A 25,889-nucleotide genomic window follows, 5' to 3' on the forward strand; every position below is an offset into this window, starting at 1 on the left:
TAAGACCTAGGTCAACAGAATCGAGAGGTGTCAGCAGATTGTCAGAGCTAAATAGTGTATTTATTCGACAATAAGTTGTTGGATCTGATCGAGGATCTGGAAACCGAGGGTGTCTTTACTATCCAGCGGCAGAGATTTATCGCCACCTTTCCAATAAAGGTGCAGTTCGTTACTGCTGCTATTGAAGCCTTGGCCTTCGACAGACACATCGTTGGCACAAATCATATCGAGGTTTTTTCGTTCCAGTTTTCCGCGAGCGTATTTCTCAATATCTTGAGTTTCTGCAGCGAAGCCGACAGTAAATGGGCGACCTTCAGTCATTGAGGCGACAGAAGCGACAATGTCTGGGTTCTTAACCATGTGAATAGACATGTCATCTTTGCCATCGATCTTCTTAAGCTTTTGGTCTGCGATGGTCTCAGGACGATAATCGGCAACCGCGGCGCAGCTGATGAAAATATCGTGTTGAGCAGCGTGAGCTGTAACGGCATCAAACATCTGTTGTGCGCTATCTACATCAACACGAGTTACTTTGCTTGGTGTCGCAAGTGATACAGGGCCACTGACTAGAGTCACCGTTGCACCTTGCTTTGCGGCTGCCTCAGCTAATGCATAGCCCATTTTTCCTGAGCTGTGATTAGTAATGTAACGTACAGGGTCGATCGCTTCACGAGTCGGGCCAGCAGTAATCAGGACAGAACGGCCTGTGAGCGGCTTAGGTTGGAAGAAGTCTTCACAGCGATGCACGAGCTGCATAGGCTCTAGCATGCGCCCCATACCAACATCACCACACGCCTGCTCGCCTGCCGCTGGGCCCCAGATTTCACAACCACGGCGTTTTAGAGTTGCGATGTTCTCTTGGGTAGCTGGGTGGCTGTACATTTGCTGGTTCATTGCTGGAGATACCGCAACTGGCGCATCGGTTGCTAAAACCAGAGTTGTCAGTAGGTCGTTACCCATGCCAGCAGTCATGCGAGCAATCAAGTCAGCGGTTGCCGGTGCTAGTAATACTAAATCAGCCCACTTTGCTAGCTCGATATGTCCCATTGAAGCTTCAGCAGCAGGATCAAGCAAACTATCAGACACAGGCCTTCCCGAGACTGCCTGCATGGTAAGGGGAGTGATGAACTCCTTAGCAGCATTTGTCATGACGACTTGTACCTGCGCCCCACGCTCAATTAGGCGGCGAGTCAGCTCGGCACATTTATAAGCAGCGATACCACCACTAATACCAAGAAGAATTTTTTTCCCTGCTAGGCCTTGTTGGTCAGCGTTACTCAGTGGATTAACCTGTGTTTGCATGATTCTGTTCCTTAATTTTTCTGCGACTTACGATATCAGAACAAAGGATGAGTGCCTAGAAGCAGAACTCGAACAGAGTTGACGCTCATCAAGTTGGTGTTATCAAACTTATCAATTACACGATTTTGTTAGTGACTCGCTGCCTTTTATCTCCATCAAAGGATCTTCGAGCGAAAGCTCATTAAGCTGATGGATCGTGTTCATGAACAATGATTAGCTTTTATATGCCGATAAATAAAATGCCCGCTGAATCGATGCCAAGAGAAAAGTTATTGAATCGAGGACCAGATTCGTTAAGTGATGCTGAGCTCTTAGCTATATTTCTTAGAACGGGTACACAAGGAATGAACGTTTTAGAGTTGGCGGACAAGTTAATTAAAGATTTTGGCTCGCTTCGCCATCTTTTTTCAGCAACAGAAGCCGACTTCTGTGCTCATAAAGGGATGGGTCAGGCTAAATACGTTCAACTGCAGGCTGTGTTAGAAATGACGCAACGCTATCTCGCGGAAACTTTATCTCGAGGTGATGCCTTAACCAGTCCAGGCCATACCAAGCTTTACCTCTCGAGCATGTTGCGCGATCGCCAACGAGAAGCCTTCTATATATTGTTCCTAGATAACCAAAATAGAGTAATAAAAGATGAGGTAATGTTTGAAGGAACCATCGATGCCGCTTCGGTTTACCCGAGAGAAGTCGTCAAACGCGCACTCCATCATAATGCGGCGGCATTAATCTTAGCGCATAACCATCCTTCGGGTGTCGCAGAGCCAAGCCAAGCAGATAGACGAATCACACGCCGTTTAACTGATGCATTAGCGCTGGTGGACATCCGAATTCTCGACCATTTTGTCGTTGGAGATGGCGAAGTTGTCTCTTTTGCAGAGCGTGGATGGATTTGAATCACATTTTAGGTTGTTAGTTACGTTAAATCTGCTATTATTCCGCCCACATTTTTAGACCTAAAATCAGCTCTGATTACTCAAGCAAGCTGCGCTGCACAAAAAAAGATCACGAAATCCGTAAAAAGGATCTGTTCGGGTCTTGAGCAATGCGTGTCAAGTTAGTATAATGCGCGACCTTTGATAGCCTTGTATGGATTTTCCATAACGGTTTTTACCTTCTATTTTAATTGATAGAGAGGTTCGGCCACCAAGGTTGATATCGAGCTGAAACGATTGGAGAAGACATTCATGTCCCGAGTATGCCAAGTAACTGGTAAGCGTCCAGTAACGGGTAACAACCGTTCACACGCACGCAATGCTACTAAGCGCCGTTTTCTGCCGAACCTACAAACTCATCGTTTCTGGGTAGAGAGCGAAAAACGTTTTGTTAAACTACGTCTAACTGCTAAAGGCATGCGTATCATTGATAAGAAAGGCATCGATGCTGTTCTTGTTGATATCCGTGCACGTGGCGAAAACGTTTAAGAGGAATTAAGCAATGGCTAAAGGCATTCGTGAGAAAATTCGTCTAGTATCTTCTGCAGGTACTGGTCACTTCTACACAACTGATAAGAACAAGCGTAACATGCCAGGCAAATTTGAGATCAAAAAGTTTGATCCAGTAGTTCGCCAACACGTTATGTACAAAGAAGCGAAAATCAAGTAATTGATGCTTTTTTTGCTCTTCTTCAGTAGAAGAAAGAATTGAAAAACCCAGCTTAATCGCTGGGTTTTTTTATATCCAAAATTTGAGTCATTCAACTGTTCTTGCTTGATATTACGCCTAATCGATAGAAAACCGTGCAGCATGGAAAGTATTGCCACTTTCACGATATACTGATTGCTCAATAGGTTAGATGAGCATAATCAGATGAGATATCGTGGACGTAGGTGGAACAACATACTCATGTTGAGCGTGATCGCTTTTATTGGCGTGTTAAACCTTCCAACATTGATCAAAGCTTATCTCATTGAACCTGAGCCCAAATCAGAGCTTAATGTAAGCAGTCCTTACCCTTATCTATTAAATCCTGAATTAGAACTTCAAGCGTTGCACTTTACTAAGTGGTCAATCGTACAAGAAGATGGTCAGTGGGTTTATCAAATGAAAGATCCAGTGCCAAAACAAACTACGAGTGCACAAGACCTGTCACAACGTTGGCAACAGCTTGTAGGTACCGAGGTCGACTCACAAACCTACACGGACCTTACGCCTCGGTTAAATACACCACACACTGTTGAAGTTTGGTATCACGACCAAGAAGAGCCACAACGTATCACCTATTACCAACTTCCTGAGTTTTGGTTGTTAAAAAACTGGAATGATCAGTGGCTGGCGGTGTCTATTGAAGAGAGTTACTTGTTTCCAAGTCTTAGCTCAGAAAATTCCTCAAAATCGGACGACTAAACTATGCCTGAATTACCCGAAGTCGAAGTGAGCCGCATGGGGATCTCGCCTCATTTAGTCGGCGAGACCATCAAGACTCTTACCTTTCGTACGCCTAAGTTGCGTTGGGATATCCCGCAAGAGCTTAAGTTGTTAGAAGGGCAGGTGATTCGTTCCATCTCGCGTCGTGCCAAGTACTTGTTGATTGAAACCGATACCGGCACTGCCATTGTGCATCTTGGTATGTCTGGCTCACTGCGCGTATTAGATGCGGATTTCCCTGCAGCAAAACATGATCACGTGGATCTCAAGCTCACTAATGGTAAGGTGCTGCGCTATAACGACCCTCGTCGCTTTGGAGCGTGGTTATGGTCGGCGCCTGATGAAATTCATCCTGTCTTGCTGGGATCTGGTCCTGAGCCGCTAACTGACGACTTTAACGCCGAATACATAGCCGAGAAGGCCGGAAAGCGAAAAGTTGCCGTCAAGCAGTTCATCATGGACAACAAAGTTGTTGTGGGTGTCGGGAATATCTACGCTAACGAAGCGCTATTTTCTTCACGAATCCATCCTTTGCGCCCCGCAAGCAAAGTAACAAAAGAAGAATGGGTCTTGTTAACCAAAGAGATCAAGCAAGTGCTTGCTACCGCTATCAAACAAGGCGGCACTACGCTTAAAGACTTCGCACAAGCAGATGGCAAGCCCGGATACTTTGCACAAGAGCTGCAAGTGTACGGAAAAGCGGGTGAAGAGTGCCCGAGTTGTGGTGAGAAGCTTGAAGAGCAAAAAATAGGGCAAAGGAATACGTTTTTTTGCTCTCAATGCCAAGTATAGAAAAACTGAACTTATGTTCACTTTTTTAAGCTAGTAGATATACGGTCTAGTAGCTACAATTGCAATAATTATACGAATTGAGAATAGTAGAATGAAATATTTAGTAACTGGCGTTGCTGGTTTTATTGGCTCTGCAGTGTCAGAGCGGCTATGTGCAGCAGGGCATGAGGTTATTGGTATCGATAACCTAAATGACTACTACGAAGTCTCTCTGAAACATGACCGCCTTAAACGTATCGAACATGAAAACCTTACCTTTATCGAGCTTGACCTTGCGGATAGAGAAGGTATCGCTGAGCTTTTTGTACAGCAAAAATTTGACCGCGTTATCCATTTAGCGGCGCAAGCTGGCGTTCGTTACTCAATCGATAACCCGATGGCATATGCTGATAGTAACCTTGTTGGTCATTTGGCTATTTTGGAAGGTTGTCGCCATAACAAGGTCGAACACTTAGTTTATGCCTCATCTAGCTCGGTATATGGCCTGAACCAGAAAATGCCATTCCACACGGCAGACAGCGTTGACCACCCTATCTCATTGTATGCTGCGACTAAGAAGTCGAATGAGTTGATGGCACACACTTACTCGCATCTATATGACGTACCGACGACAGGCTTGCGCTTCTTTACGGTTTATGGTCCTTGGAGTCGCCCTGATATGGCGATGTTTAAGTTTGCGAACTTAATCGTAGCGGGCAAAGAGATCGACATCTATAACAATGGCGACATGATGCGCGACTTCACTTATATCGATGATATTGTTGAAGGTATTATTCGTGTGCAAGACCGCATTCCAGAAAAACAGCCAGATTGGACGGTTGAGCAAGGCTCGCCAGCAACTAGCTCTGCACCATACCGTGTGTTCAACATCGGCCATGGTAGCCCAGTTAAATTGATGGATTACATCGAAGCGCTTGAAAGTGCACTTGGTGTTGAAGCGAAGAAGAACTTCATGCCAATGCAACCTGGCGATGTATACGCAACTTACGCCGATACTGAGGATCTGTTTGAAGCAGTTGGCTACAAGCCTCAAGTGAAGATCCAAGAAGGCGCAAAAGCATTCGCGGATTGGTATAAAGCTTACTACTCACTGTAAACCCCAATTACAGTAATTAAAAAATAGCGCTCAATGGGCGCTATTTTTTTGAAGGGAGGTTTATTTTAATGTTTTTCGTTTAATTTCATCTGCGACTTTTTGTGGCACAAACTGACTTATATCTCCGCCGTGAATCGCGACTTCACGAACAATCGTTGAAGAGAGGAAAGCATACTCTTCTGAAGGGGTTAGAAACACGCTTTCAAGTCCGGGTAGGAGTTTGCGATACATGCTGGTGAGACCGAACTCGTACTCAAAATCCATAGTTGTTCTTAGGCCACGTACCAATACGTTAGCTCTCTGCTCTTTGGCAAAGTCGACAAGCAAACCAGAAAAGCCTTCAACAGATACGTTAGGTAGGTGAGACACTGCATCACGCAACAGCTCTACTCGTTCATCTAACTTAAACATGGTTTTTTTACTTGGGCTCGCGGCGACACCGACGGTGATATGATCAAACATGCTTGCAGCACGGACGATAATATCGAGGTGACCATTGGTTACCGGATCGAAAGTGCCTGGGTAGATAACGTGTGTAGTCATATTAGCTGTCCTTGCTTGGTGTTTTAATAGAGTTTATAGCTTTGTCTAGTTTCTGCTGTACCATGTCGAGCGTGATGTCTTTCATTAAATCATCGCCTTTTGCTCGAGTGCCCCATGGAAGGTCTTTAACCGGTTTCCCTTGTTGCGCCTCTACGTGTTGTTGGTACACACTGACTACGATATCAAGGTCATTGTAGGGCCCTGTTCTTCGCGGATCGCTGTGTGCGTATAACCCGATAACAGGTGTTGATTGTGTCGTCGCTAGATGTGCTGGGCCGGTATCTGGTGCGATTACCACGGTCGCATGCTTGAGTACAGCGGTGAGTTGCTTTAGGTTAGTTTTGCCAATTAAGTTGATGACATGAGATTGGCATAGCGTTTCGATGTCTTTACCAAGGTTTACTTCTCGTGGAGCAGGAGAGCCACACAGTATCACTTGCATCCCTTTTTCTACTGCATAATCGGCAATAGCGGCATATCGATCAGTTAACCAGTTACGTGAATCTTTGCTTGCTGCAGGGGAGATAACTAAGGTTTGTTTTCCAGCCATGGTGTCGATGGCTAGTTGTTCGTCTTCCGGTGTTAAAGGAATATCCCATTGGGGTTTATCGAAGGGCACACCAATGTAGCGAGCAAACTCGGCAAAGTTATCTAATACATGAAACTTATCTGAAATAGGCAGATGGCGATTAGTAAAGAGTGATTGCATTTCACGAGTACGGTTTTTGCCAAAGCCCACCTTACACTTTGCCTTTATTCCCCAGGAAAGTACGCTGGCTCTGAGTGCAGCTTGCATGTGTAGCAGTGCATCAAATTTTCGATCTGACAGTTGGCGCCATAATTCACGCATCCCTTTGAAGCCTTGTTTCTTATCGAAAACAACGACTTCAATACCCGGCAGGTCGCCGATCAGCATGGCTTCTATTTTTCCGGTTATCCAAGTAATTTTCGTTTCAGGCCACTGCTTCTGGATGGCTTGAACCACAGAAATAGCATGACAAACATCGCCAATCGCGGATAGGCGAAGTATGCAAAGAGATTGAGGTGCAGTTGAGAACAGTGACATAAAGAGTCCGAAAAAGTGAATAACATCAGAATTATGCAGATACTCTCATTAGTTGTAAAATAGCAATGACGAAAAGCGACCCAAAGGCCTCATAGATGGAAAAGATTAACACTAAGAACCAAACAATTTGGTATGACTCTGAGCTTCTGGCGCAAGTGCCGGAGGGTGAGATGGTTCAGATCTTTGAGGCAGAATACTGGCAGCAACGTGAGGCTATTTCAGGGAGTGCACAGGGGCGCGGTACCACCTGGTTTATTCAGCTTGATGGACTGCAAGCTGCGTTGCGTCACTATCGCCGTGGTGGGCTATTTGGCAAACTCATTGAAGACCAGTACCGATTTTCAGATTGGGAAAGTACGCGTTGCGCGATGGAACTTAATGTTCTTAATCTATTAGCTAATGCTGGCGTTAATGTACCTAGGCCTATTGCGGCTCGGGCGATGAAAAGCGGACTATTTTATCGTGCAGATCTGATGTCGGAACGAATTCCCAATGCGAAAGATCTGGTTGATGTATTGGTTGCTAACCCGATAGGTGCGGATACCTATCAAAAAATTGGCCAAGAAATACGTAAAATGCACGATGCTGGGGTTAATCACACTGATCTCAACATTCATAATATCCTGCTTGATGATTCAAAAAAGGTGTGGATTATTGACTTTGACAAGTGTGGTCAGCAAGCGGGTGATGATTGGAAAGAAGGCAACTTGAATCGCTTAAAGCGCTCATTCCTAAAAGAAGTGAACAAGCGCCAGATTCAATGGCAAGAGTCGGCTTGGGGATACTTAAATGATGGATACATGTTGGGAGTTATGTAAATGTTCTTAAATAAAAACATCATCGTTGGTTTTGAAAATCATGTTTTTACTAAATTATATATTGATGTACTTGTTAGAAAGTGCTCGATTAGAGAAGAAGATATCATTCTAATATCTTTGTCTGAAAATGTTCAGGATACTCATTTAAAAGGTACGAATGTAAAGTTATTAAACTATCGAGCGGTAGACTTAGCTGCTCTTGCTAGTTGTAAAACAGTAACCTCGATTAGCTTAGGGTTAAGTAATGCCCCTTTTTTGAAGAGCCTTCTGGAATGCTCAGATGAGTTTACCGACAAACTATATGTTCACCTGACAGATGATGAAGTAGCCCGTTGGCTCAAAACAATCGAAAAGAAAGGCAGTTTAATTCAAACGAGAAATAATCAGATTAATGAAGACTGCTTATTTGTCCTGAGCAAAGTTATTAACTTTATTGCGCCAGAACCCTACTTCCGTCCCTCACTTGAAAAAATTCTGAAGCGAAGAGAACTCAATTTTTATGACGCAAGGGATGCTTTTAAATCGATGCCCAGTGAGCTGTGGGATGAATTTGAATGTATGCAATCTAAGTACATAGAAGAAACTCGACCAGAAAATAAGATATTAATAGGCGCAAAAGCTGACACTTTTTCTGTGCTTGAAATTTTGTCAATTATCTATCATTTAGGTATAGCTGGAGTTTTAAATCAACATAAATTGTTAGTTTTCGTTAAACCTAAAAGAGTGTTTTCTAGGATCATTATCGATGCATTTTTGGCCTTGTTTAAGATGAAATGTGTAGTTGATATCAGCTATGTAACACCAACAAACAATATTAATTACAATGCATTGATCATGTCTTGCTCCGATATTATCTTACAAGGAAGAGGGAGCATGAGCACGGCTAGGAGCTTTATTTCTGGTGGTAATGGTGCAATCCATGTGAAAGTTGAAACCCCTAATTTCATTGAGATGACAGAGTCCGAAGGAATCTCAGTTAACGGCTACAACACTTTGGCTGAAATACCACTGAGCTTTGAGAATAAACCTAAAGCTACTGATGAAAACCGACAAATAATTAGACGTCGATTTTCACAAAAGTATCAAGTTTTGAATGATATATACAGTTAACAGCTTTCTATTTTTATGAGTGTATTGAGCAATGCACCTCGGTTTTGCTCAATCACTTGATAAGCCGCTAAGCCTCTGTTTTTACGCAAGTCAGGCTGAGTGAATAGCTCTCTTAGCTGGCCTGCAATTTCATTACTGTTTTGACAAATAGTGACGGCTTGAGCTTCAAGTAGTTTGTCTGTGATCTCGCTGAAGTTAAAATAGCTAGGGCCATTGAGTAAAGGTAACTGTAGTGCTGCAGGTTCTAGAAGATTGTGGCCACCTACCTTATCGCCCACAAGGCTTCCTCCCATAAAGCACACATCAGCGCCGCCGAGTAGTACTAACATTTCTCCCATTGTATCAGCTATATAGACTTCAGCATCAGACGTTATTGGCTGCTGACTCGTTCGAGTGATCGTGTTGAAGTCGTGCTGTTGAGCTAGCTCAGACACTTGGTTAAATCGCTCTGGGTGGCGAGGCACGATCATCAGTAGCGCACTAGGGTTGTCTTTAAGAAGTTGCCTATGGGCATCTAAAACAATTTCATCTTCACCTTGGTGAGTGCTCGCAGCAATCCAGACATCACGATGAAAGCCGACTTGCTCCCTCAAAGCTTTACCTTTTTCTACTTGTTCAGAAGAGATTTCAATATCAAACTTGATTGAGCCCGTCACATGCACTGATGCTTTATCTAATCCTAGCCTTACGAAGCGTTTTGCATCACTAGGGTGTTGGCAGAGTACTTGATAAAGGTTTTTCGCTAGAAGGTTAAAAACGGATTGGAATTTAGCATAGCGCTGGCACGAGCGCTCAGATAGGCGAGCGTTGAGTACTGAAATAGGAATCCCAGCTTTCGCGACGCAGTGCAGTGTGTTTGGCCATAATTCTGTTTCCATGATTAGCATCTGTTTAGGCTGAACAGTTTTCAAGAAGCCTCGTACACACCAAGAAAAATCAATCGGCATGTAGCGATGCTCGACCAAATCACCAAGCTTTTCTATTTGCTCAGCACCTGTGCTGGTCGTTGTGGTAACAATGATTGCTTGATTTGGATCTCGCTGCTTCAGCTGTTTGATAATAGGGATCGCAGCAATAGATTCACCCATCGACACCGCATGAATCCAGATAGGGCTTTTACCTTGAACTTGCGGCGTGATACCGAAATGTTCTTTCCAGCGCTTACCGAAACTTGGCTTTCCGGGTTTGCTCTTATAAAGCCCATAGAGGAGTAGTGGAGAGGCCAATGACAATATAAGAGTGTATATAAGTCGTATAAGCATAAGAACAGTGACACCAGAGGGTAAAATAAGTAATCAGAAGAGTATTTTCTTCAATCTCGAAAGTAAAGAGCGTTATAATTAAATGCTTAGTGCACTTTCAAACGGAAATGGTGAACTCTATCTCATCGCTTATGCAAACCGCTCAATCCTATCGTTTCTTGCTCTATGTTGAGCAAAACTACTCATTTGCTATCCTTCGTCCATTTTATAACTACGCGAAGCAACTTGGCCATGACGTAAAATGGTTGCTCGTTGGTGAGGATGCTTCTGAACATCTTTTATTAGAGCAAGAACAGCATGTGTCTTTGGCGGAAGCTGTTGCCTATAATCCTTCTGCTGTTTTAGTACCCGGAGATCGCGTTCCTGCTTTTATTCCAGGGCTGAAGGTGCAAGTGTTTCACGGTTTGAATGAGAGTAAACGAGGGAACTTATATCCTGAGCGTGGTCTATTTGACTTGTATTGCACAGAAGGTCATGAAAGAACCAACTCGTTGGAACCGTTAGCTAAGCAGCGTGGCTATTTTCAAGTCAAAGAGACCGGATGGTTGAAGCTAGATAGCTTGTTTAATTACCAAGCTAGTGAGAGTCATTTTGATAGACCTCAAATTCTATTCGCTTCCACTTTTTCGCCAAGCTTATCTTGTGCTGAATTGGTTTATGAAGAGCTTAAACGCCTAAGCAAACTGAGTCAGTGGCAATGGTTAGTCACACTGCATCCTAAAATGAAGCAAGATACACGAGAAAAATACCAGGCGTTGGAAGGCGATAACCTTCTGTTCTTCGACAATGATCGAGTGATTGAAATGCAGCATCGTGCTGATGTGATGGTGTGTGACAACTCATCGATATTTCAAGAGTTTTTGTTGCTCAATAAGCCTGTTGTTACGGTAAATAACCGAGATCCTCAAGCGAGCTTCATCAATATTACCCAAGCGGAGCAGTTAGAATCAGCAATCCAACAAGCGATGCTACCGGATGAAGTAAGAGACAAAGCTATCATTAACTATGGTCCATCAATAACGCCATATTTGGACGGTCAATCCTCAGCTAGAGTTTTGAGTGCGATTACGGATGTACTAGAAAGCGGCTGGCAGGATAAAAAGCCAAAAAACTGGATTCGTAACTTTAAAATCCGTAAATCATTAAACTATTGGAAATTCTAGGGCTGAATAATGAGAAAACATACCCTGTCTGTCATTGTTATTACCAAGAATGAAGAAGACCGTATTGAAACTTGCCTTAAATCTGTAGTTGATATTGCCGATGAGCTAATTGTGTTAGACAGCGGATCAACGGACGCAACCGTTGAGATATGCCAAAAATACACAGATAACGTGACTATCACAGACTGGCCGGGCTTTGGTAAGCAAAAACAACGAGCGTTAGACAAAGCGACATGTGATTGGGTTTTATCAATCGATGCGGATGAAGCTTTAGACCCTGAAATGAGCAAGGCTCTTGTTGAATTATTAAAACAAGATCAAATCAAACATACTGCTTACAAACTTCCTTGGGGAGTAACGCTCTATGGCACAACGCTTAAGCATGGCCGCAGTGCTCGTGCTGTGTTGAGGCTCTTCAAAAGAGAAGGCTCTAGATATACCTTGGATGAAGTGCACGAAACTGTTGTACCGGAACAAGGAACGACGGGTACCCTTAAAGGCTACTTGCTCCATTATACCCACCGAGATTATGGTCATGGTTTAGATAAAGCGGCGCAATACGCTTGGCTTGGTTCTCAAAAATATCACCGTAAAGGTAAGAGATCCCATGGCCTATTCCTCGCTCTCTTAAGAGCGATATGGACGTTCTTCTTAGTTTATATAATCCGTCGTGGCTTTATGGATGGCAGTGTCGGTTTCATCATGGCGATGACTTACGCTCAAGTCAATTTCAATAAATATGTCGGTTTGTGGATTCTTGAAAATCGCTCAGAAGACCGTTCAACAGACCAAGCTAAATAGGAACCGATAGATGAAGATTTTAGTTTGTGCATCTTACTTACATGCATGGAACAGTTTGCGTCCAGAAGCTGCGATTTTTATCGAGCTAGCTCGTCAAGGGCACCAAGTGACGATTATGACTCAGGGAGAATCTGAGCACGTATCTAGGCTAGAAGATTACGGCATCCGAGTGGTCGATGGCTATCCGAAACGTAAAATTTGTTTTGATACCATTAAAAAGATCCGTCATGAGTTAAGAACGCACAATTACGACATCTGCTATGCTTTTAACTCTAAGACCATCCCAAATGCAGCATTTGCGTGTATTGGTTTTGACGTTAAGTTGGTTGTTTATCGAGGAACTACTGGCGGGCTGTATCGACATGACCCAAGCGCTTACCTAACTCAGCTTCATCCTCGTGTGGATGGCATTGTGTGTGTGTCTGAAGCAGTGCGACAGGATGTAGTGAAGCGCGTTTGGAAGAACAAAGATAACGTTGTTACCATATACAAAGGGCATGAATTGGATTGGTACACGGTACCACCAACTGAGCGATCTGAATTTGGTTTGAGTGAAGAGGATGTCGTTGCGATTACTGCAGCGCACGTAAGGCCAAGTAAAGGTATTTCCGTTTTGCTTGAAGCGACCAAATACATTACGGCACCCAATTTCCATTTAATCTTAGCGGGTAGTGGCTATGAGCCTCACTTTGATGAGATGAAATCGAGCCCAATGAGTGAAAGAATTCATTATATTGGCCACCGTACAGACATCCCATCAATTATGTGTATGGCTGACTTTCAAGTTCAACCATCGATCAGCGGAGAGGGGCTACCGCGTACGATTGTAGAAGCCATGGCTAATGGCACAACTTCTGTGGTGACAACTACTGGTGGAGCCCCTGAGCTCGTTGTAGATGGTGAGACTGGTTATATTGTCCCGACTGGTGACGCTAAAGCGTTAGGTGAGGCGATGGACAAACTAGCGCAAGACAAGGCCAAATGCACAACAATGAGTGAAGCGGCTAAGAAGCGCTTAGATGAAAGCTTCAGTTCTCGAGTGACAGTGAAGAAGCATCTAGAATTTTTTGAGAAGTTGTTAGCCAGCTAAAAGTAGCTAAATATCAATTTGGAATTCAAGTACCTAAGTTTAAAAACTTAGAGAAGTAGAAATATATTAGAGTAGTTGAGTATGCTAAATAACAAAACAATATTAATTACCGGTGGCACTGGTTCATTTGGTAAGCAATTCATTAAAACAATTCTTGAACGATATCAAGATGTAAAAAAGATCATTATCTTTTCTCGTGATGAACTAAAACAGTTTGAAATCAAGCAACAATATCCACATAAGGATTTTCCTCAATTACGTTTTTTTATCGGTGATGTTCGTGATCGTGAGCGTATGATACAGGCGTGTGAAGGTGTGGATGTAATTATTCATGCAGCAGCAATTAAACAGGTCGATACTGCTGAGTATAATCCGACAGAATGCATTAGAACGAATATTGATGGTGCAGAGAATGTAATTAATGCAGCCTTAAAGTGTGGTGTGAATAATGTTGTGGCGCTTTCGACCGATAAAGCGTGCGCACCAATTAACCTATATGGGGCGACAAAATTGGCTTCAGATAAGCTGTTTGCTGCTGCGAATAATATTAAAGGTTCGAAAGATATTCGTTTTAGTGTAGTTCGTTACGGTAATGTGATGGGATCTCGTGGCTCTGTTATTCCATTCTTCATGCAAAAGAAAGAAGAAGGTGTACTGCCAATTACTCATGAAGATATGACCCGCTTTAACATCTCTCTTCAAGATGGTGTCAATATGGTTATGTATGCGCTTGAAAATCATTTGGGTGGTGAGATCTTTATTCCTAAGATTCCTTCATATAAAATTCTAGACATCGCTGAAGCTATTGCGCCAGGTATGGCAACTAAGGTTGTAGGTATTCGCCCTGGTGAAAAACTTCATGAAGAAATGATCACTGATACCGATTCTCTTAATACGATTGATCTAGGTCGTTATTACGCGATCCTTCCTTCTGTATCTTTTACATATACAGAAGATGAATATATGAATCATCACAAAGCTGAAAAAGTCCCATTTGGTTTTAAGTATAACTCAGGCACCAATACAGAGTGGGAAACGATTGCAGGCTTACGTGAATTAATTAAAGAGCACGTTGATCCAAATTTTACAGTGTGAGATGAAAAGTGATTCCTTACGGTAAACAAGATATCAATCAGCAAGATATTGACGGTGTGTTGGACGTTTTAAAGTCAGATTTTCTAACACAGGGGCCTCAGGTTCCTGCGTTCGAGAGTGCGTTGGTTGAACATACTGGCGTGAGCCATGCATTGGCAGTTAACAGTGCCACTTCGGCATTGCACATTGCTTGTCTCGCGTTAGGTTTGGGGCAAGGTGACTGGTTGTGGACATCTCCGGTCACTTTTGTCGCATCTGCAAACTGTGGTTTGTACTGTGGTGCAAAAGTCGACTTTGTCGACATTGACTCAGATACGTACAACATGTGTCCTAAACGTCTTGAAGAGAAGCTAATTAAAGCAAAATCCGAAGGCAAGCTGCCAAAGGTCGTTGTACCAGTGCATTTGTGCGGACAGCCTTGTGATATGGCTGCCATTGGTAAGCTGGCAAAAGAGTATGGCTTTAAAGTCATTGAAGATGCGTCACATGCGATTGGTGGCCGTTATAAAGGTCAGCCGATAGGGAATTGCGAATATTCAGACATTACGGTGTTTAGTTTCCACCCAGTAAAAATCGTGACAACTGCCGAAGGTGGTGCCGCTCTTACAAACAGTAAAGAGCTGGCTGACAAGATGGCACTATTGCGTAGTCATGGTATTACGCGAGATTCGGAGTTGATGCGAGGTGAGTCTCATGGTGGTTGGTATTACCAACAGGTAGATCTTGGCTTCAATTATCGCATGACAGAGCTGCAAGCGGCGTTGGGCGTGAGCCAGATGCAACGTCTTGACGATTTTGTTTCAGCCCGTCATGTTTTATCAAAACGCTACAATGAAATACTATCGACGTTACCTATTGTGCTCCCTCACCAGCTTGAAGATACCTATTCTGGCCTTCATCTGTTCGTCATACGCCTGAAAGTCGATGAAATATCATTAACCCACAAGCAAGTATTTGATGCTTTGCGTGAAAATGGAATCGGTGTAAATCTGCATTATATTCCTGTGTATACACAGCCGTACTATCAATCTATGGGCTTTTCTGAAGGTGATTATCCAGAGTCTGAAAGCTATTATAGAGAGGCTATTTCGCTTCCAATGTTTCATATGATGACGACTGAACAGCAGGATCAAGTGAAAATTGTCTTAGAAAAGGTTCTGCTGTCATGAGCGAAGCGAGAATAGTCGTTGCTATTCAAGCCCGAACTAACTCTAGTCGGTTGCCTGGAAAAGTACTATTGCCAATTGGTGGTATGCCTATTTCTGTCTTGGCTGCTAAAAGAGCTGGGCGCGATAAGAATTTTGATGTTTGCGTTTTAACGTCGAACGAGTCAACGGATGACTACTTGGCTTCAGTACTTACTCAACACTCCGTAGATTGTTTTCGTGGTGATTTAAATAATGTGTTAAGTCGGTTCGTAGAGGCGTTTCAAGGTTATCCTGAAGATACAATAGTGGTGCGCTTGACGGCTGATAATGTGTTTCCAGACGCCGAGTTTATCGAAGATGTTATTGCTCAGTTTATTGCTAATGGTCTCGACTACATATGTGCAAATGGGGAACAATCTAATTTACCTTATGGACTTGCAGCGGAAGTTACGCGCTTGGCGTACCTTAGAGAGGCTTTAAGAGCGACGGCTTCTGATTTTGATTGTGAACATGTGACCCCTTATATTCGACGAAAGTTTGAGGGGGCCTATTACATGAATCCTCGAACTAAAGAGGATTTGACGGGTTTTCGCTGCACTATAGATAGCTTGGATGATTACCTGCAAGTCGCTAAAGTCTTTGAAAATATAGTTGACCCAGTTGCGATACCAGCTTTAGAGCTATGTATGAAGCTAAGCCCTAAGGCGAGGGCGGACTCAAGAGTCGCCAAACTTGTATTAGGGGGGGCGCAATTAGGGCTCAATTACGGTGTGAACAATAGTATTGGGCAACCTACCACCGAAGATGCCCATAGTCTGTTATCGCAAGCCGTTCGTTCGGGTGTTTATTATATAGATACCGCTAGAGCTTATGGTGTCAGTGAAAAAGTCATTGGAGAGTGGCTCAAGCAAGGGTGGTCTGGCCGTTGTAAAGTGATTACTAAGTTAGATCCTCTTTCTTCATCAAATAAAGATTCAAACTTGGATTTGGTGCGGCTTTCCGTGCGCAACTCAATCATCAGCTCTTGCCATGCTTTAGGAACTAACACTCTTGATGTATTGATGTTGCATCGAGCTGAACACATGACATTGTGGGATGGAATGATTCTGGAAGAATTGTTACATCAACAAGCGCTCGGTACAGTTCAAGAGATAGGTGTTTCGGTTCAGAATCCAATGGAGTTAGAGGCCGCGCTCGCTAACACTTCAATATCTTTTATCCAACTCCCATTTAATATATTGGATGAAAGGTGGAAGTCCTCGATAGACAAAATCTTAGCTGAAAAGACAAAGCGTAACTTAACTATTCACGTAAGAAGTGTTTTTTTACAAGGGTTGTTATTGTCGGATAACCCCACCAGTTGGCTCAATGCTCATGTCGAAAATTACCAAGAAGTGATTCAGTGGCTTACTGATACTGCTGCGCAACATAACTGCTCATCTATCTATGAGTTATGTATAAGGCATGCTTGTTCCCAAAGTTGGATTGATGCACTTGTTCTTGGGTGTGAAAGTCGAGAGCAATTAGAAAACAACATCACAGCGATCAGCTTTGATGCTCCCTCTGTGGCATTTGACGCTTCGTTAAAAGTACCGTTTAAACTTGAGCAGAAAACACTAAATCCAGCTATGTGGAGTTGAACAGATGAAAGATAGTTTATTTAGCCTTGAAGGCAAGTCTGTGTTGATTACAGGTGCAGTGGGTTACTTAGGAAAAGAAATATGCTTTGGTTTGGCTGAATCTGGCGCTCATGTTTTAGTCAACTCTCGTTCAGAGGTAAAAGCGCAAGAGCTCGTGAATCAGTTAACGTTAAAAGGATTCAGTGCTGAAGCTGCTGTATTTGACGTTACCGTTCACAAACAAGTCGATGCCTTCTTTGAGAGATACTCAGGACCGTTGCACGTTATCATCAATAATGCGTATGCTGGAACTGGAGGAACCATTGAGACCTCGACAAGTGAGCAGTACACATCGGCCTACGCCATTACCATCGAATCGGCGCATCATTTATTTCAGAGAGCGTTACCTTGTTTAAGGTCTGCTGTTAAAGAGTGCGGTGACGCATCTGTTATTAACATCGCATCGATGTACGGTAAAGTGAGTCCAAACTTAAGTCTTTACAGTGCGCCCGAAGGTTCAAATCCGCCATTTTATGGAGTGGCAAAAGCGGCTTTGATTCAATGGACTAAATATGGAGCTTGTGAATTCGGCAAAGAGGGCATTCGTTTTAACTCAATATCACCAGGTCCTTTTCCTAACCTGAACAATAACGACCCTGATTTTGTTCAGTCTTTAGCTGATAAGGTTCCTCTACAAAGAGTAGGTATGGCTTCAGAGTTGAAAGGCCCAGTTGTGTTTTTAGCGAGCTCTGCTAGTTCATTCGTGAATGGAGCCGATATCGCTGCCGATGGTGGTTGGACGGCTTGGTAATGAAAGTTGTTATAAGAGTGGATGCTTCACTGCATATTAGTAGTGGTCACGTCATGCGCTGTTTAGTTCTTGCGGATGCATTAAAAAGACAGGGCTATTCAATCTATTTTGCATGTCTACCTCAACCAGGGGACATGATTACATATATCCGTGATAGAGGTTTTGACGTATTAGAGTTGACTCCCTCTTGCCTACAAATGACTCCCTCCCATAGCGCTGATTATAAAGCTTGGCTTCAACGTAGCGTTGAAGAAGATGCAAATGACTTTCTATCTAAAGTTGATTATTCCGAGTGGGTGATTGTGGATCACTATGCGCTGGACCATGAATGGGAAAGTATCGTTATTGGTAAGCTGTCATGCGCTATTTTATCGATTGATGACCTTAACCGTGAACACTGTAGTGATATCATTCTCGACCAAAACCTATGGCCGAACATTTCAAAAAGATATTCGAATTGTTCTGCTACCAAGCTCCTTGGTCCTGAATATGCTCTTTTAAGAGAGAGCTTTTCAACATTGCGGGATTCGCCCCGAGATTCAATATCTAATCAACTCTTAGTCTTTTTTGGTGGAACAGATCCTACAAATGAGTGCGAGAAGTTTATTCTTGCAGCAAATGAGTTTAAGAGGCTCCCGTTTAATACTATTTTGATCACGGGGAGAATCAACCCTCGTTTTGATGCTTTGATGAAGCTTAATCAAAAGAGCAATGTTTCTATATACAAAAATTTAGAAAGTTTTGATTTATCTTTAAGTAATAGCAAATATGCAATTGGCGCATCAGGAGTAAGTAACTGGGAGCGGTTTTGTCTTAGAGTTCCTGCCTCGATAGTTTCCGTAGCAGAGAATCAAGTCATACTTTCAAATCACTTGTCAGATTTAGGGTTTGTTGAATACTTAGGTGAAGGTATAACGACGAGTACCGATACTTATGCACTTGAGCTAGCGCGTTTATGTGAAAGGTGGGATTACATCAAACCTTTTAGTGATTTTGAAGTTGATGGCTTCGGTGCGAATAAGGTCGCTCAAACAATGGAGAGCTTTTGTCGTGAAACAAAGAGTGATTAAATTTAGGCTAGTTGAAGAAAATGATTTAGAAGAAATTCTTGCTTGGAGAAACTCTCCAGATGTTAGAAAAAATATGTACACCTCTCATGAAATCACTATGGATGAGCATAAGTCATGGTTTTCTAGCATGTGCAAGGATAGTTCAAAAGAATATTTTCTAGCAGAGTTAAATGGAGAGCCATCAGGTGTTGTTGGGTTTACTGATATAAACCGAATCCCTGGAATCGCTTCTTGGGCATTTTATGCGTCGCCCAATGCTGTAAGAGGTACAGGATCTTTAATGGAATATCGAGCTCTAGAGCATGCATTTACTGAATTAGATTTGCACAAATTACGCTGTGAGGTTTTAGGCTTTAATCAACCAGTGGTGAAATTACACTCCAAATTTGGCTTTAAAGTTGAAGGTACTCATCGAGATGCTTTCTTCAATGGGACTGAATATCACGATGTAGTACATTTGGGTATCTTTTCAGATGAGTGGAAAGGTATTAGAAACCTTATGAAAGATAAATTGAGAGTATACGAAGAGAATGAATAAAAACATATACATCGATAATCGAGAAATTGGTCCTAATTGTCCTCCATATATTATTGCTGAACTTTCTGCTAACCATAATGGCGATATAAATCGTGCTTTTCAGATTATGGAAGAAGCAAAAAAAGCAGGTGCTGATGCGATTAAACTTCAAACCTATACCCATGAAACTATCACTATGGATAGTGACTCGGAAGAGTTTCAAATTCATGGCGGCTTATGGGATGGGCAAACTCTGTATGAGTTGTATAAAGAAGCGCATATGCCTTGGGAATGGCATAAGCCTTTGTTTGAAAAAGCAAAAGAATTAGGTGTTACAATCTTTAGCTCACCTTTTGACTTCACAGCTGTAGACCTATTAGAGGAACTTGACGCACCTGCTTACAAAATTGCGTCTTTTGAAGTGGTTGATTTACCCTTGATTAAGCGTGTAGCTCAAACCGGTAAGCCGATGATTATTTCAACCGGAATGGCCAACGAGGAAGAGATTGCAGAAGCAGTAAAAACAGCAAGAGACAATGGGTGTACTGAATTAGTTGTACTGCACTGTGTAAGTGGATATCCAGCACCAGCTGAACAATACAATTTAAAAACTATTGCCGATATATCACAACGATTCGAAGTCTTGTCAGGCCTTTCTGATCACACGATTGACAATGCTACTGCGGTTGCCTCAGTGACTCTAGGTGCGTGTTTGATAGAAAAGCATGTCACGATGGATCGAAATGGTGGTGGTGCCGATGATAGTTTTTCTCTTGAACCTCATGAGCTTGCTGAGCTTTGTAAAGATACTAAAACGGCTTGGCAAGCAATGGGACAAGTCAACTACGAAAGAACAGAAGCTGAAAAAGGTAATGTTAAGTTTCGTCGCTCTTTATATGTGGTAAAAGACATAGCGAAAGGTGAATTGTTGACCCCTGAAAACATTAGGAGTATCAGACCTGGTTTTGGCTTGGCACCAAAATACTATGAAGACGTTCTAGGAAAAAAAGCTCTAATTAAGATAAATTCAGGAACTCCCTTATCCTTGAATTTACTAATTTAAATACGTCAATTGATGTTAGATAGCCTTAAAGATATTAATTTTTTGAGGCTATTTTCATCATGTTCCAATTCAACTAATATTTTCACGAAATTATGAACGTCACTGTCGGGGATTAACTTATAGATACAACAATAATCTTCCATACCAATGCCAGCAGATGAATTAATAGATATTATATTTACCTTATCAATGCTAGATAGTAAATAGAGTTCCAATGGCAATTTGTTTGATAAGAAGGTTACACCTTCTTCTTTGAGTATTGAGTAGTCTAGTTGGTCTTCTTTTGGGTGAAGCTTTAATATTGGTTCGAACCCCTGAGCTCTACTTTCGGATATTATTAAATCATAAACTTTATAAAAGAAATTATTATCGGCAAGCTTGCCTCTTAATTTGTTGAATATTGGTTGTGTTGCGATGATCAGTGTCTTTTTGTTTAAATTGTGAGTACTTTCAAACTTAAAGCATCGCTGAATACATGATATGTTTCCTTTATCTTTCGATAGAAGTAATTTTTTTCCTTTGTGTTTAACTGAAGTTGGAAGTCTTTCTGGATGGATGACATAGATATTTTCACATTGCTTTCTTTCACCAAACACATGAAAGTTAGGTGTTTGGTTAGATAAGAAACGAACGGCTTTCTTTGCCTTGCTGTCTATTTTATGCTCAACATAATTTCCCATTCCATCTTCAATTATAGAGTATGAATTTGTTAGTAGTCTAAATAATCTAGACATTTTATTATTGTCATTGAATAAGAAAAGTCTATTTATAGGCTCACTTAAATCTAGATCTTTGTTGTTTTCTAAAATTGCGTTTATCAATATGGTTTTCAAGAAGCTAGGTATTACCCACCCTCGCATAGAGAAAAATAATATACATCTACCAATATGTCCGATATTTTTAATATGATTTACTAGCGACTCTCGATTCATCAAGACTAAATTTATATTGCTTGGTAATTGAGTGATGTCAATTTCTTTTGGATTAACGCCTTGAAAATCGTAGAAATAAATTATAGTCGACGGATTTGGCTCATCTTGCGCCTTATACAGGCTAAGTAATAAGTGTCTTACCGTTGAGCAGACATAAATATCTTTATGTACAGGTATCATGATTTTTTTCTCGTAAAATTGAACTTTACGTTATGAAAATGACGTTGAATAGTTTCGCTTAAATTGAACCATTCACGCTTACACTTCTTAATAAAACTTCGGGTAGTGGTGCGCTTAGCATAGCCAATGTCTGAGTCGAACTTAGGATCATTAGTTAAACAAGGCTCTTCAGTTCCATAGCATTCAACACCATGTTTCCAGAATCGATCCATGTAAATATCGACGGCCATATACCATTCATTTGAATTATTAAGTAGTTTCTTTGCGCCTAAGGGCGTTAGAAAATAACCTGTAGCACTCATATGACCTTTAGTAAACTTATGTATGCTAGTTGAGCTACACTCAAAGATAGAATAAGAACTAAATTTACGGCGCTTATTGTTAAATAACCGAACACATTCTATATGCTTAGGAACTTCATGAATATCCTGTATAAAATTAAGAAACTTCTCTTTAAATAAAAGTGCATCATCTTCGATTACAATTATTGGCTGATTTATTTCAATGCACTTTTGCCATAATAAATAATGGCTTGCATAACACCCTAACTGACCAGCGCTTAGTGTTTTTGCTCGGTATGTTTGGCTTAAATCATCATTATAACGGTTGAGCAACGGGTGAGGGGGAGATGTTCTGCCATCTACGGCAGAAAAAAGCTCAAAAGGAAGAGATAATTCATCTAGTTGACGACTAATGTTATCTTTTCTTTCTGTGGAAGATTCTAAATTTATGACAAAGATTTTAGTCATTGGTAACTCTCTTACATCTTGAGCAAATAGGGATTAAGAGTAATAAATACAGTATTAAAGGTTGTGGGTGGTTAAAAGGAACATCGGTCAAACCGGCAAAGAAGAAAAGAGATGTTGCTCCAATAACAATAAATTTTTCATAAATCAATAAATGATTTAAAGCTAGTAGTGGAAAAACGAGTAATCCGCTAAGTAACAATAGTCCTACTATTCCTGATTTAACTAACTTGTCAATAATTTGATTATGATAATGGCTAGATGCATAATAATAAATAAAATGAGATATAGTATTATTATCTAGTTTCTCTTTTAATATTTTATTATAGCTTTCGCCATGACCTTGGCCTATTATAGGGCTTTGCGTATAAAACTCTGGTGCTAACTTCCATAACTGAAGCCTCCATCCAATAGACGTGTCATAATTCCCAGATTTTATATTATTAATTTCATAAACGGTATGGTTGTATCTCTGGCTTATTTTGTCCTTAAATAAAATCAAACTAGCTGAAAGTAAAATAGCAGTTATAGTTGTGAAAAATAAAACTTGATATTTAGATGGCTTGTTTGTCACGCACCTGAAAAATATTATGAGAGAAATGCTTAACAATAAAGCTAGCCAAACCCCTCGAGCTTCGCTCAAAAGAATAGGGGGCAGGTAGAGTAGCGTTGTGAAAGTGTTAATTAACTTATTCTTAAATGTTGAGTTTTCTATTGCTAGAGAGAAAGCAGCGATAAAGAGTAAAGCAGAAGCGGTAGCATAAGGAATTGGGTTAATGTACCCAGCATCACGTTCAATACCGACATATACGTTAAAATAAAGACTATTGGCACATATAAACAAGCCACCAGTTAAAAGGATACAACGAATTGTTTTCTTTTGCAGTAACTCGTTAGGGAAAAATAATAGAAATAATGTTATACCAATTAATGCTCTAAGTTCTCTAGAACTTGCGCCATGATAATAATAGCTGAATATTGAATATAGACATAAGGTACACAACATCCATATGAAAGGATGACGTAAATTTTGTACTATAATGGTTTTTTTGAATAAAATAATACTGACTATAATACTAACCAAAATAAATGGGATTAATTTTTTATCACCATCACCTAATATCATCATACCAGTAACAGAGAAAAAATATGGTAATACTAATAAAACAGTATATATATGATTTTTTTTAATTATCATCGCTTTGTATGCTAACTATTATAAGGATTTATATTGCTCTCAGGACGAGTCTTGAGCAGTCTTAAGATCCACATATATTGCTCAGGTTTTTTACTCACATAATCTTCAATACATTGATTCATCATGCGGGCATCTTGCTCTTCGCTTCCTGTCGGGAAGGGTAAGGCAGGGTAGAAATCTAGAGTATACTGGCCAGTATTACTGTCGTATTGGGCGAATAGTGGAACAATTTTAGCCTTGCTGAGCTTAGATAGTCGACCGAGACCAGAAATTGTCGCTTTTTGAGTCGCGAAAAAGTCAACGAAGACACTGTGTTCACGGCCAAGATCTTCATCTGGTAGGTAATAACCCAAGTAGCCATCTCTCACTGATTTGATGAAAGGTTTTATACCGCCGCTACGGTCATAAACTCGACCGCCGTATTGTACGCGCTGTCGATGCATCAGCCAGTCACTGAGCTTGTTTTTCTGAGCTTTCGCCATTGCAGATACTGGTAGATTACGTGACGCGAGTAATACTGCCGGGATGTCGATAGCCCATGTATGTGGTACTAACAAGATAACATTGTCGCCACTGTATGTAATATCGGTTAGGTTGCTCAGGCCATTAATTGAAGTATTGCTCTCTAACCAATCTTTATTTTTGAGTGTGAGAGATGCAAAGCCCATCAAAAATGAGATAGATGTAACGTATGACTGATAAAGGACTTCTTCACGCTCTTCGATTGATTGCTCAGGGAAACACATCTCAAGGTTTACACGCGCTCGACGGTTGGCTTTATTTTTGATTTTCACGGCCTGTCTAGCCATAAATTTAGCTATAAGTAAACGAATACTATTAGGCAAAAAGCTAACTAACGAAGATAGCAGTACTGCGATCCAGGTGCCCCAGTACTTCGGTGCTAAAAAGCCCCATTCAAACTCAGGGTTGTATGCTTTTGGGTCAAAGTCATTGCGTTGTGTGGTCATCAATACACTACAGTTTTATTAAGGGAGCGAACTATGGGCTCGTTACTCAGGAAATGATCATATTTTTATAATGACGGTTCTACCAAGAGACTCCGTCATTAAATCCAATATTTGATAACTTATTATGCGTTAACAAGCTTCATGTATTCAGCAACACCGTCGGCGACAGATTTAAACTGAATATCACAACCTGTATTACGTAGTTTAGTTAAGTCAGCCTGAGTGAACTCTTGATAAGCGCCTTTTAGGTGCTCTGGGAATGGGATGGTTTCAATTTCTCCCTTGCCGTGAAATTTGACTACGGCTTTTGCTACTTCTTCAAAAGACTCTGCATTACCGGTACCTAGATTAAAAATGCCAGAAACGCCACTTTCTAAAAACCAGAGGTTTACCGCTGCCACATCACCAACATAAACAAAATCACGTTTAAAGGTTTCGCTGCCTGCAAATAGTTTTGGATTTTCACCGGCGTTCATTTGATTGTTTAGGTGGAAGGCAACGGATGCCATGCTACCTTTGTGTTGTTCACGCGGACCATACACATTGAAGTATCTGAAGCCTACGATTTGTGAAAGTGTCTCGTTGTGCGCTGCTGCATCAGCCGTTAGGCGACGAACGTAGTTATCAAACTGTTGTTTTGAGTAGCCGTATACGTTCAATGCACCTTCGTATTCTCGCTCTTCGATAAAGGTATCAGTTTCACCGTACGTTGCAGCGGAAGAGGCGTATAGGAACGGAATTTCACGCTCAACACAGTAATGAAGCAGTTCTTTTGAGTACTCATAGTTGTTAAGCATCATGTACTTGCCATTCCACTCAGTGGTCGCAGAGCATGCGCCTTCGTGGAAAATCGCTTCAATATGACCGAAGTCATCGCCAGCCATCACTTGAGTTAGAAAGTCATCACGATCCATGTAATCTGTGATGTCTAAGTCGACAAGGTTCTTAAACTTCTTACCGTCTTTTAAGTTGTCGACGACTAGAATATCGTTGTGGCCCGCTTCGTTAAGCGCCTTAACAATATTGCTGCCAATCATGCCAGCACCACCGGTTACGATAATCATAATTCTCTAACTCTTTTGAATACAAAACTATCACGAGTATAGCAAGGAATGGATAAGGCGGGCTA

The 25,889-nt window shown here is 41.5% G+C and carries 27 protein-coding genes; 18 read left to right on the forward strand and 9 right to left on the reverse strand.

The annotated features are described in order from the left end of the window. Window positions 1-60: 60 nt before the first annotated feature. On the reverse strand, window positions 61-1,302 hold the full coding sequence (coaBC, locus tag L0992_00655; protein ID XGB67278.1) for a bifunctional phosphopantothenoylcysteine decarboxylase/phosphopantothenate--cysteine ligase CoaBC: 1,242 nt from the start codon (window positions 1,300-1,302) through the stop codon (window positions 61-63). A 224-nt stretch (window positions 1,303-1,526) separates the two neighbouring features. Here coaBC and radC point away from each other — a divergent pair, with 224 nt between their 5' ends. The 6 genes from radC (at window position 1,527) to L0992_00685 (ending at window position 5,560) form a co-directional block, all read left to right on the forward strand. Further along, on the forward strand, window positions 1,527-2,201 hold the full coding sequence (gene radC / locus L0992_00660; protein ID XGB67279.1) for a DNA repair protein RadC: 675 nt from the start codon (window positions 1,527-1,529) through the stop codon (window positions 2,199-2,201). Window positions 2,202-2,492: 291 nt separating this feature from the next. Beyond that, window positions 2,493-2,729, forward strand: a complete 237-nt coding sequence (gene rpmB / locus L0992_00665) for a 50S ribosomal protein L28 (GenBank protein XGB67280.1) — start codon at window positions 2,493-2,495, stop codon at window positions 2,727-2,729. Window positions 2,730-2,742: 13 nt separating this feature from the next. After that, complete coding sequence (rpmG, locus tag L0992_00670) at window positions 2,743-2,910, forward strand: 50S ribosomal protein L33 (GenBank protein XGB67281.1); 168 nt, start codon at window positions 2,743-2,745, stop codon at window positions 2,908-2,910. A gap of 204 nt (window positions 2,911-3,114) precedes the next feature. Continuing rightward, complete coding sequence (locus tag L0992_00675; protein ID XGB67282.1) at window positions 3,115-3,651, forward strand: hypothetical protein; 537 nt, start codon at window positions 3,115-3,117, stop codon at window positions 3,649-3,651. A 3-nt stretch (window positions 3,652-3,654) separates the two neighbouring features. Then, window positions 3,655-4,464 carry a bifunctional DNA-formamidopyrimidine glycosylase/DNA-(apurinic or apyrimidinic site) lyase gene (mutM, locus tag L0992_00680; GenBank protein ID XGB67283.1) on the forward strand — a complete coding sequence of 270 codons (810 nt, stop codon included), beginning with the start codon at window positions 3,655-3,657 and terminating at the stop codon, window positions 4,462-4,464. Window positions 4,465-4,555: 91 nt separating this feature from the next. Beyond that, a complete protein-coding gene (locus L0992_00685; GenBank protein XGB67284.1) occupies window positions 4,556-5,560 on the forward strand; it encodes an NAD-dependent epimerase in 1,005 nt (334 codons plus the stop codon). Between the two features lie 60 nt (window positions 5,561-5,620). Here L0992_00685 and coaD read toward each other — a convergent pair whose 3' ends face one another. Beyond that, window positions 5,621-6,103, reverse strand: coding sequence for a pantetheine-phosphate adenylyltransferase (gene coaD / locus L0992_00690; protein ID XGB67285.1), 483 nt, complete (start codon window positions 6,101-6,103; stop codon window positions 5,621-5,623). 1 nt (window position 6,104) lies between these two features. Continuing rightward, a complete protein-coding gene (locus L0992_00695) occupies window positions 6,105-7,169 on the reverse strand; it encodes a glycosyltransferase family 9 protein (protein ID XGB67286.1) in 1,065 nt (354 codons plus the stop codon). A 95-nt stretch (window positions 7,170-7,264) separates the two neighbouring features. Here L0992_00695 and L0992_00700 point away from each other — a divergent pair, with 95 nt between their 5' ends. Together L0992_00700 and L0992_00705 are read left to right on the forward strand one after the other, a co-directional pair. Further along, entirely contained in the window at window positions 7,265-7,987 is a 723-nt protein-coding gene (locus L0992_00700; protein XGB67287.1) for a 3-deoxy-D-manno-octulosonic acid kinase, read from the forward strand. Continuing rightward, complete coding sequence (locus L0992_00705) at window positions 7,988-9,097, forward strand: hypothetical protein (protein ID XGB67288.1); 1,110 nt, start codon at window positions 7,988-7,990, stop codon at window positions 9,095-9,097. On the opposite strand, the gene waaA is transcribed toward L0992_00705, so the two are convergent. After that, complete coding sequence (gene waaA, locus L0992_00710) at window positions 9,094-10,359, reverse strand: lipid IV(A) 3-deoxy-D-manno-octulosonic acid transferase (GenBank protein XGB67289.1); 1,266 nt, start codon at window positions 10,357-10,359, stop codon at window positions 9,094-9,096. The two genes, L0992_00705 and waaA, sit on opposite strands and share 4 nt — an antisense overlap. A gap of 131 nt (window positions 10,360-10,490) precedes the next feature. On the opposite strand from waaA, the gene L0992_00715 reads away from it, so the two are divergent. The 10 genes from L0992_00715 to pseI all read left to right on the forward strand — a co-directional run bounded on the left by L0992_00715 (window position 10,491) and on the right by pseI (window position 20,736). Continuing rightward, window positions 10,491-11,522, forward strand: coding sequence for a UDP-N-acetylglucosamine 2-epimerase (locus tag L0992_00715; protein XGB68659.1), 1,032 nt, complete (start codon window positions 10,491-10,493; stop codon window positions 11,520-11,522). A 9-nt stretch (window positions 11,523-11,531) separates the two neighbouring features. Then, window positions 11,532-12,323 (forward strand): glycosyltransferase family 2 protein, encoded by a 792-nt coding sequence (locus L0992_00720; protein XGB67290.1) that lies wholly within the window; start codon window positions 11,532-11,534, stop codon window positions 12,321-12,323. Window positions 12,324-12,333: 10 nt separating this feature from the next. Next, on the forward strand, window positions 12,334-13,413 hold the full coding sequence (locus L0992_00725; protein ID XGB67291.1) for a glycosyltransferase family 4 protein: 1,080 nt from the start codon (window positions 12,334-12,336) through the stop codon (window positions 13,411-13,413). Between the two features lie 81 nt (window positions 13,414-13,494). Then, complete coding sequence (gene pseB, locus L0992_00730) at window positions 13,495-14,508, forward strand: UDP-N-acetylglucosamine 4,6-dehydratase (inverting) (protein ID XGB67292.1); 1,014 nt, start codon at window positions 13,495-13,497, stop codon at window positions 14,506-14,508. A gap of 8 nt (window positions 14,509-14,516) precedes the next feature. Continuing rightward, on the forward strand, window positions 14,517-15,677 hold the full coding sequence (pseC, locus tag L0992_00735) for a UDP-4-amino-4,6-dideoxy-N-acetyl-beta-L-altrosamine transaminase (GenBank protein ID XGB67293.1): 1,161 nt from the start codon (window positions 14,517-14,519) through the stop codon (window positions 15,675-15,677). After that, window positions 15,674-17,296, forward strand: a complete 1,623-nt coding sequence (locus L0992_00740; GenBank protein ID XGB67294.1) for an aldo/keto reductase — start codon at window positions 15,674-15,676, stop codon at window positions 17,294-17,296. Before pseC ends, L0992_00740 begins: the two co-directional genes overlap by 4 nt. 4 nt (window positions 17,297-17,300) lie before the next feature. Beyond that, on the forward strand, window positions 17,301-18,086 hold the full coding sequence (locus tag L0992_00745; GenBank protein ID XGB67295.1) for an SDR family oxidoreductase: 786 nt from the start codon (window positions 17,301-17,303) through the stop codon (window positions 18,084-18,086). Continuing rightward, window positions 18,086-19,156, forward strand: a complete 1,071-nt coding sequence (gene pseG / locus L0992_00750) for a UDP-2,4-diacetamido-2,4,6-trideoxy-beta-L-altropyranose hydrolase (GenBank protein XGB67296.1) — start codon at window positions 18,086-18,088, stop codon at window positions 19,154-19,156. Before L0992_00745 ends, pseG begins: the two co-directional genes overlap by 1 nt. Continuing rightward, window positions 19,137-19,694, forward strand: coding sequence for a UDP-4-amino-4,6-dideoxy-N-acetyl-beta-L-altrosamine N-acetyltransferase (gene pseH / locus L0992_00755; protein ID XGB67297.1), 558 nt, complete (start codon window positions 19,137-19,139; stop codon window positions 19,692-19,694). Before pseG ends, pseH begins: the two co-directional genes overlap by 20 nt. After that, window positions 19,687-20,736: a pseudaminic acid synthase gene (gene pseI, locus L0992_00760; GenBank protein ID XGB67298.1), complete on the forward strand. Its 1,050-nt coding sequence runs from the start codon at window positions 19,687-19,689 to the stop codon at window positions 20,734-20,736. The genes pseH and pseI overlap by 8 nt, the downstream gene beginning before the upstream one ends. A gap of 5 nt (window positions 20,737-20,741) precedes the next feature. Here pseI and L0992_00765 read toward each other — a convergent pair whose 3' ends face one another. The 5 genes from L0992_00765 to rfaD all read right to left on the reverse strand — a co-directional run bounded on the left by L0992_00765 (window position 20,742) and on the right by rfaD (window position 25,824). Beyond that, a complete protein-coding gene (locus L0992_00765) occupies window positions 20,742-21,848 on the reverse strand; it encodes a glycosyltransferase family 52 (GenBank protein XGB67299.1) in 1,107 nt (368 codons plus the stop codon). After that, window positions 21,845-22,597 (reverse strand): glycosyltransferase family 25 protein, encoded by a 753-nt coding sequence (locus tag L0992_00770; protein ID XGB67300.1) that lies wholly within the window; start codon window positions 22,595-22,597, stop codon window positions 21,845-21,847. The genes L0992_00765 and L0992_00770 overlap by 4 nt, the downstream gene beginning before the upstream one ends. After that, entirely contained in the window at window positions 22,590-23,792 is a 1,203-nt protein-coding gene (locus L0992_00775) for an O-antigen ligase family protein (GenBank protein ID XGB67301.1), read from the reverse strand. Before L0992_00775 ends, L0992_00770 begins: the two co-directional genes overlap by 8 nt. Before the next feature lie 11 nt (window positions 23,793-23,803). Then, the gene (lpxM, locus tag L0992_00780) at window positions 23,804-24,760 is read right to left on the reverse strand and encodes a lauroyl-Kdo(2)-lipid IV(A) myristoyltransferase (protein ID XGB67302.1); all 957 of its coding nucleotides are present in this window, start codon (window positions 24,758-24,760) and stop codon (window positions 23,804-23,806) included. Window positions 24,761-24,882: 122 nt separating this feature from the next. Continuing rightward, window positions 24,883-25,824, reverse strand: a complete 942-nt coding sequence (rfaD, locus tag L0992_00785) for an ADP-glyceromanno-heptose 6-epimerase (GenBank protein XGB67303.1) — start codon at window positions 25,822-25,824, stop codon at window positions 24,883-24,885. Between the last annotated feature and the right edge of the window lie 65 nt (window positions 25,825-25,889).

The organism is Vibrio pomeroyi (genome assembly GCA_041879425.1).
GTDB lineage: Bacteria > Pseudomonadota > Gammaproteobacteria > Enterobacterales > Vibrionaceae > Vibrio > Vibrio pomeroyi_A.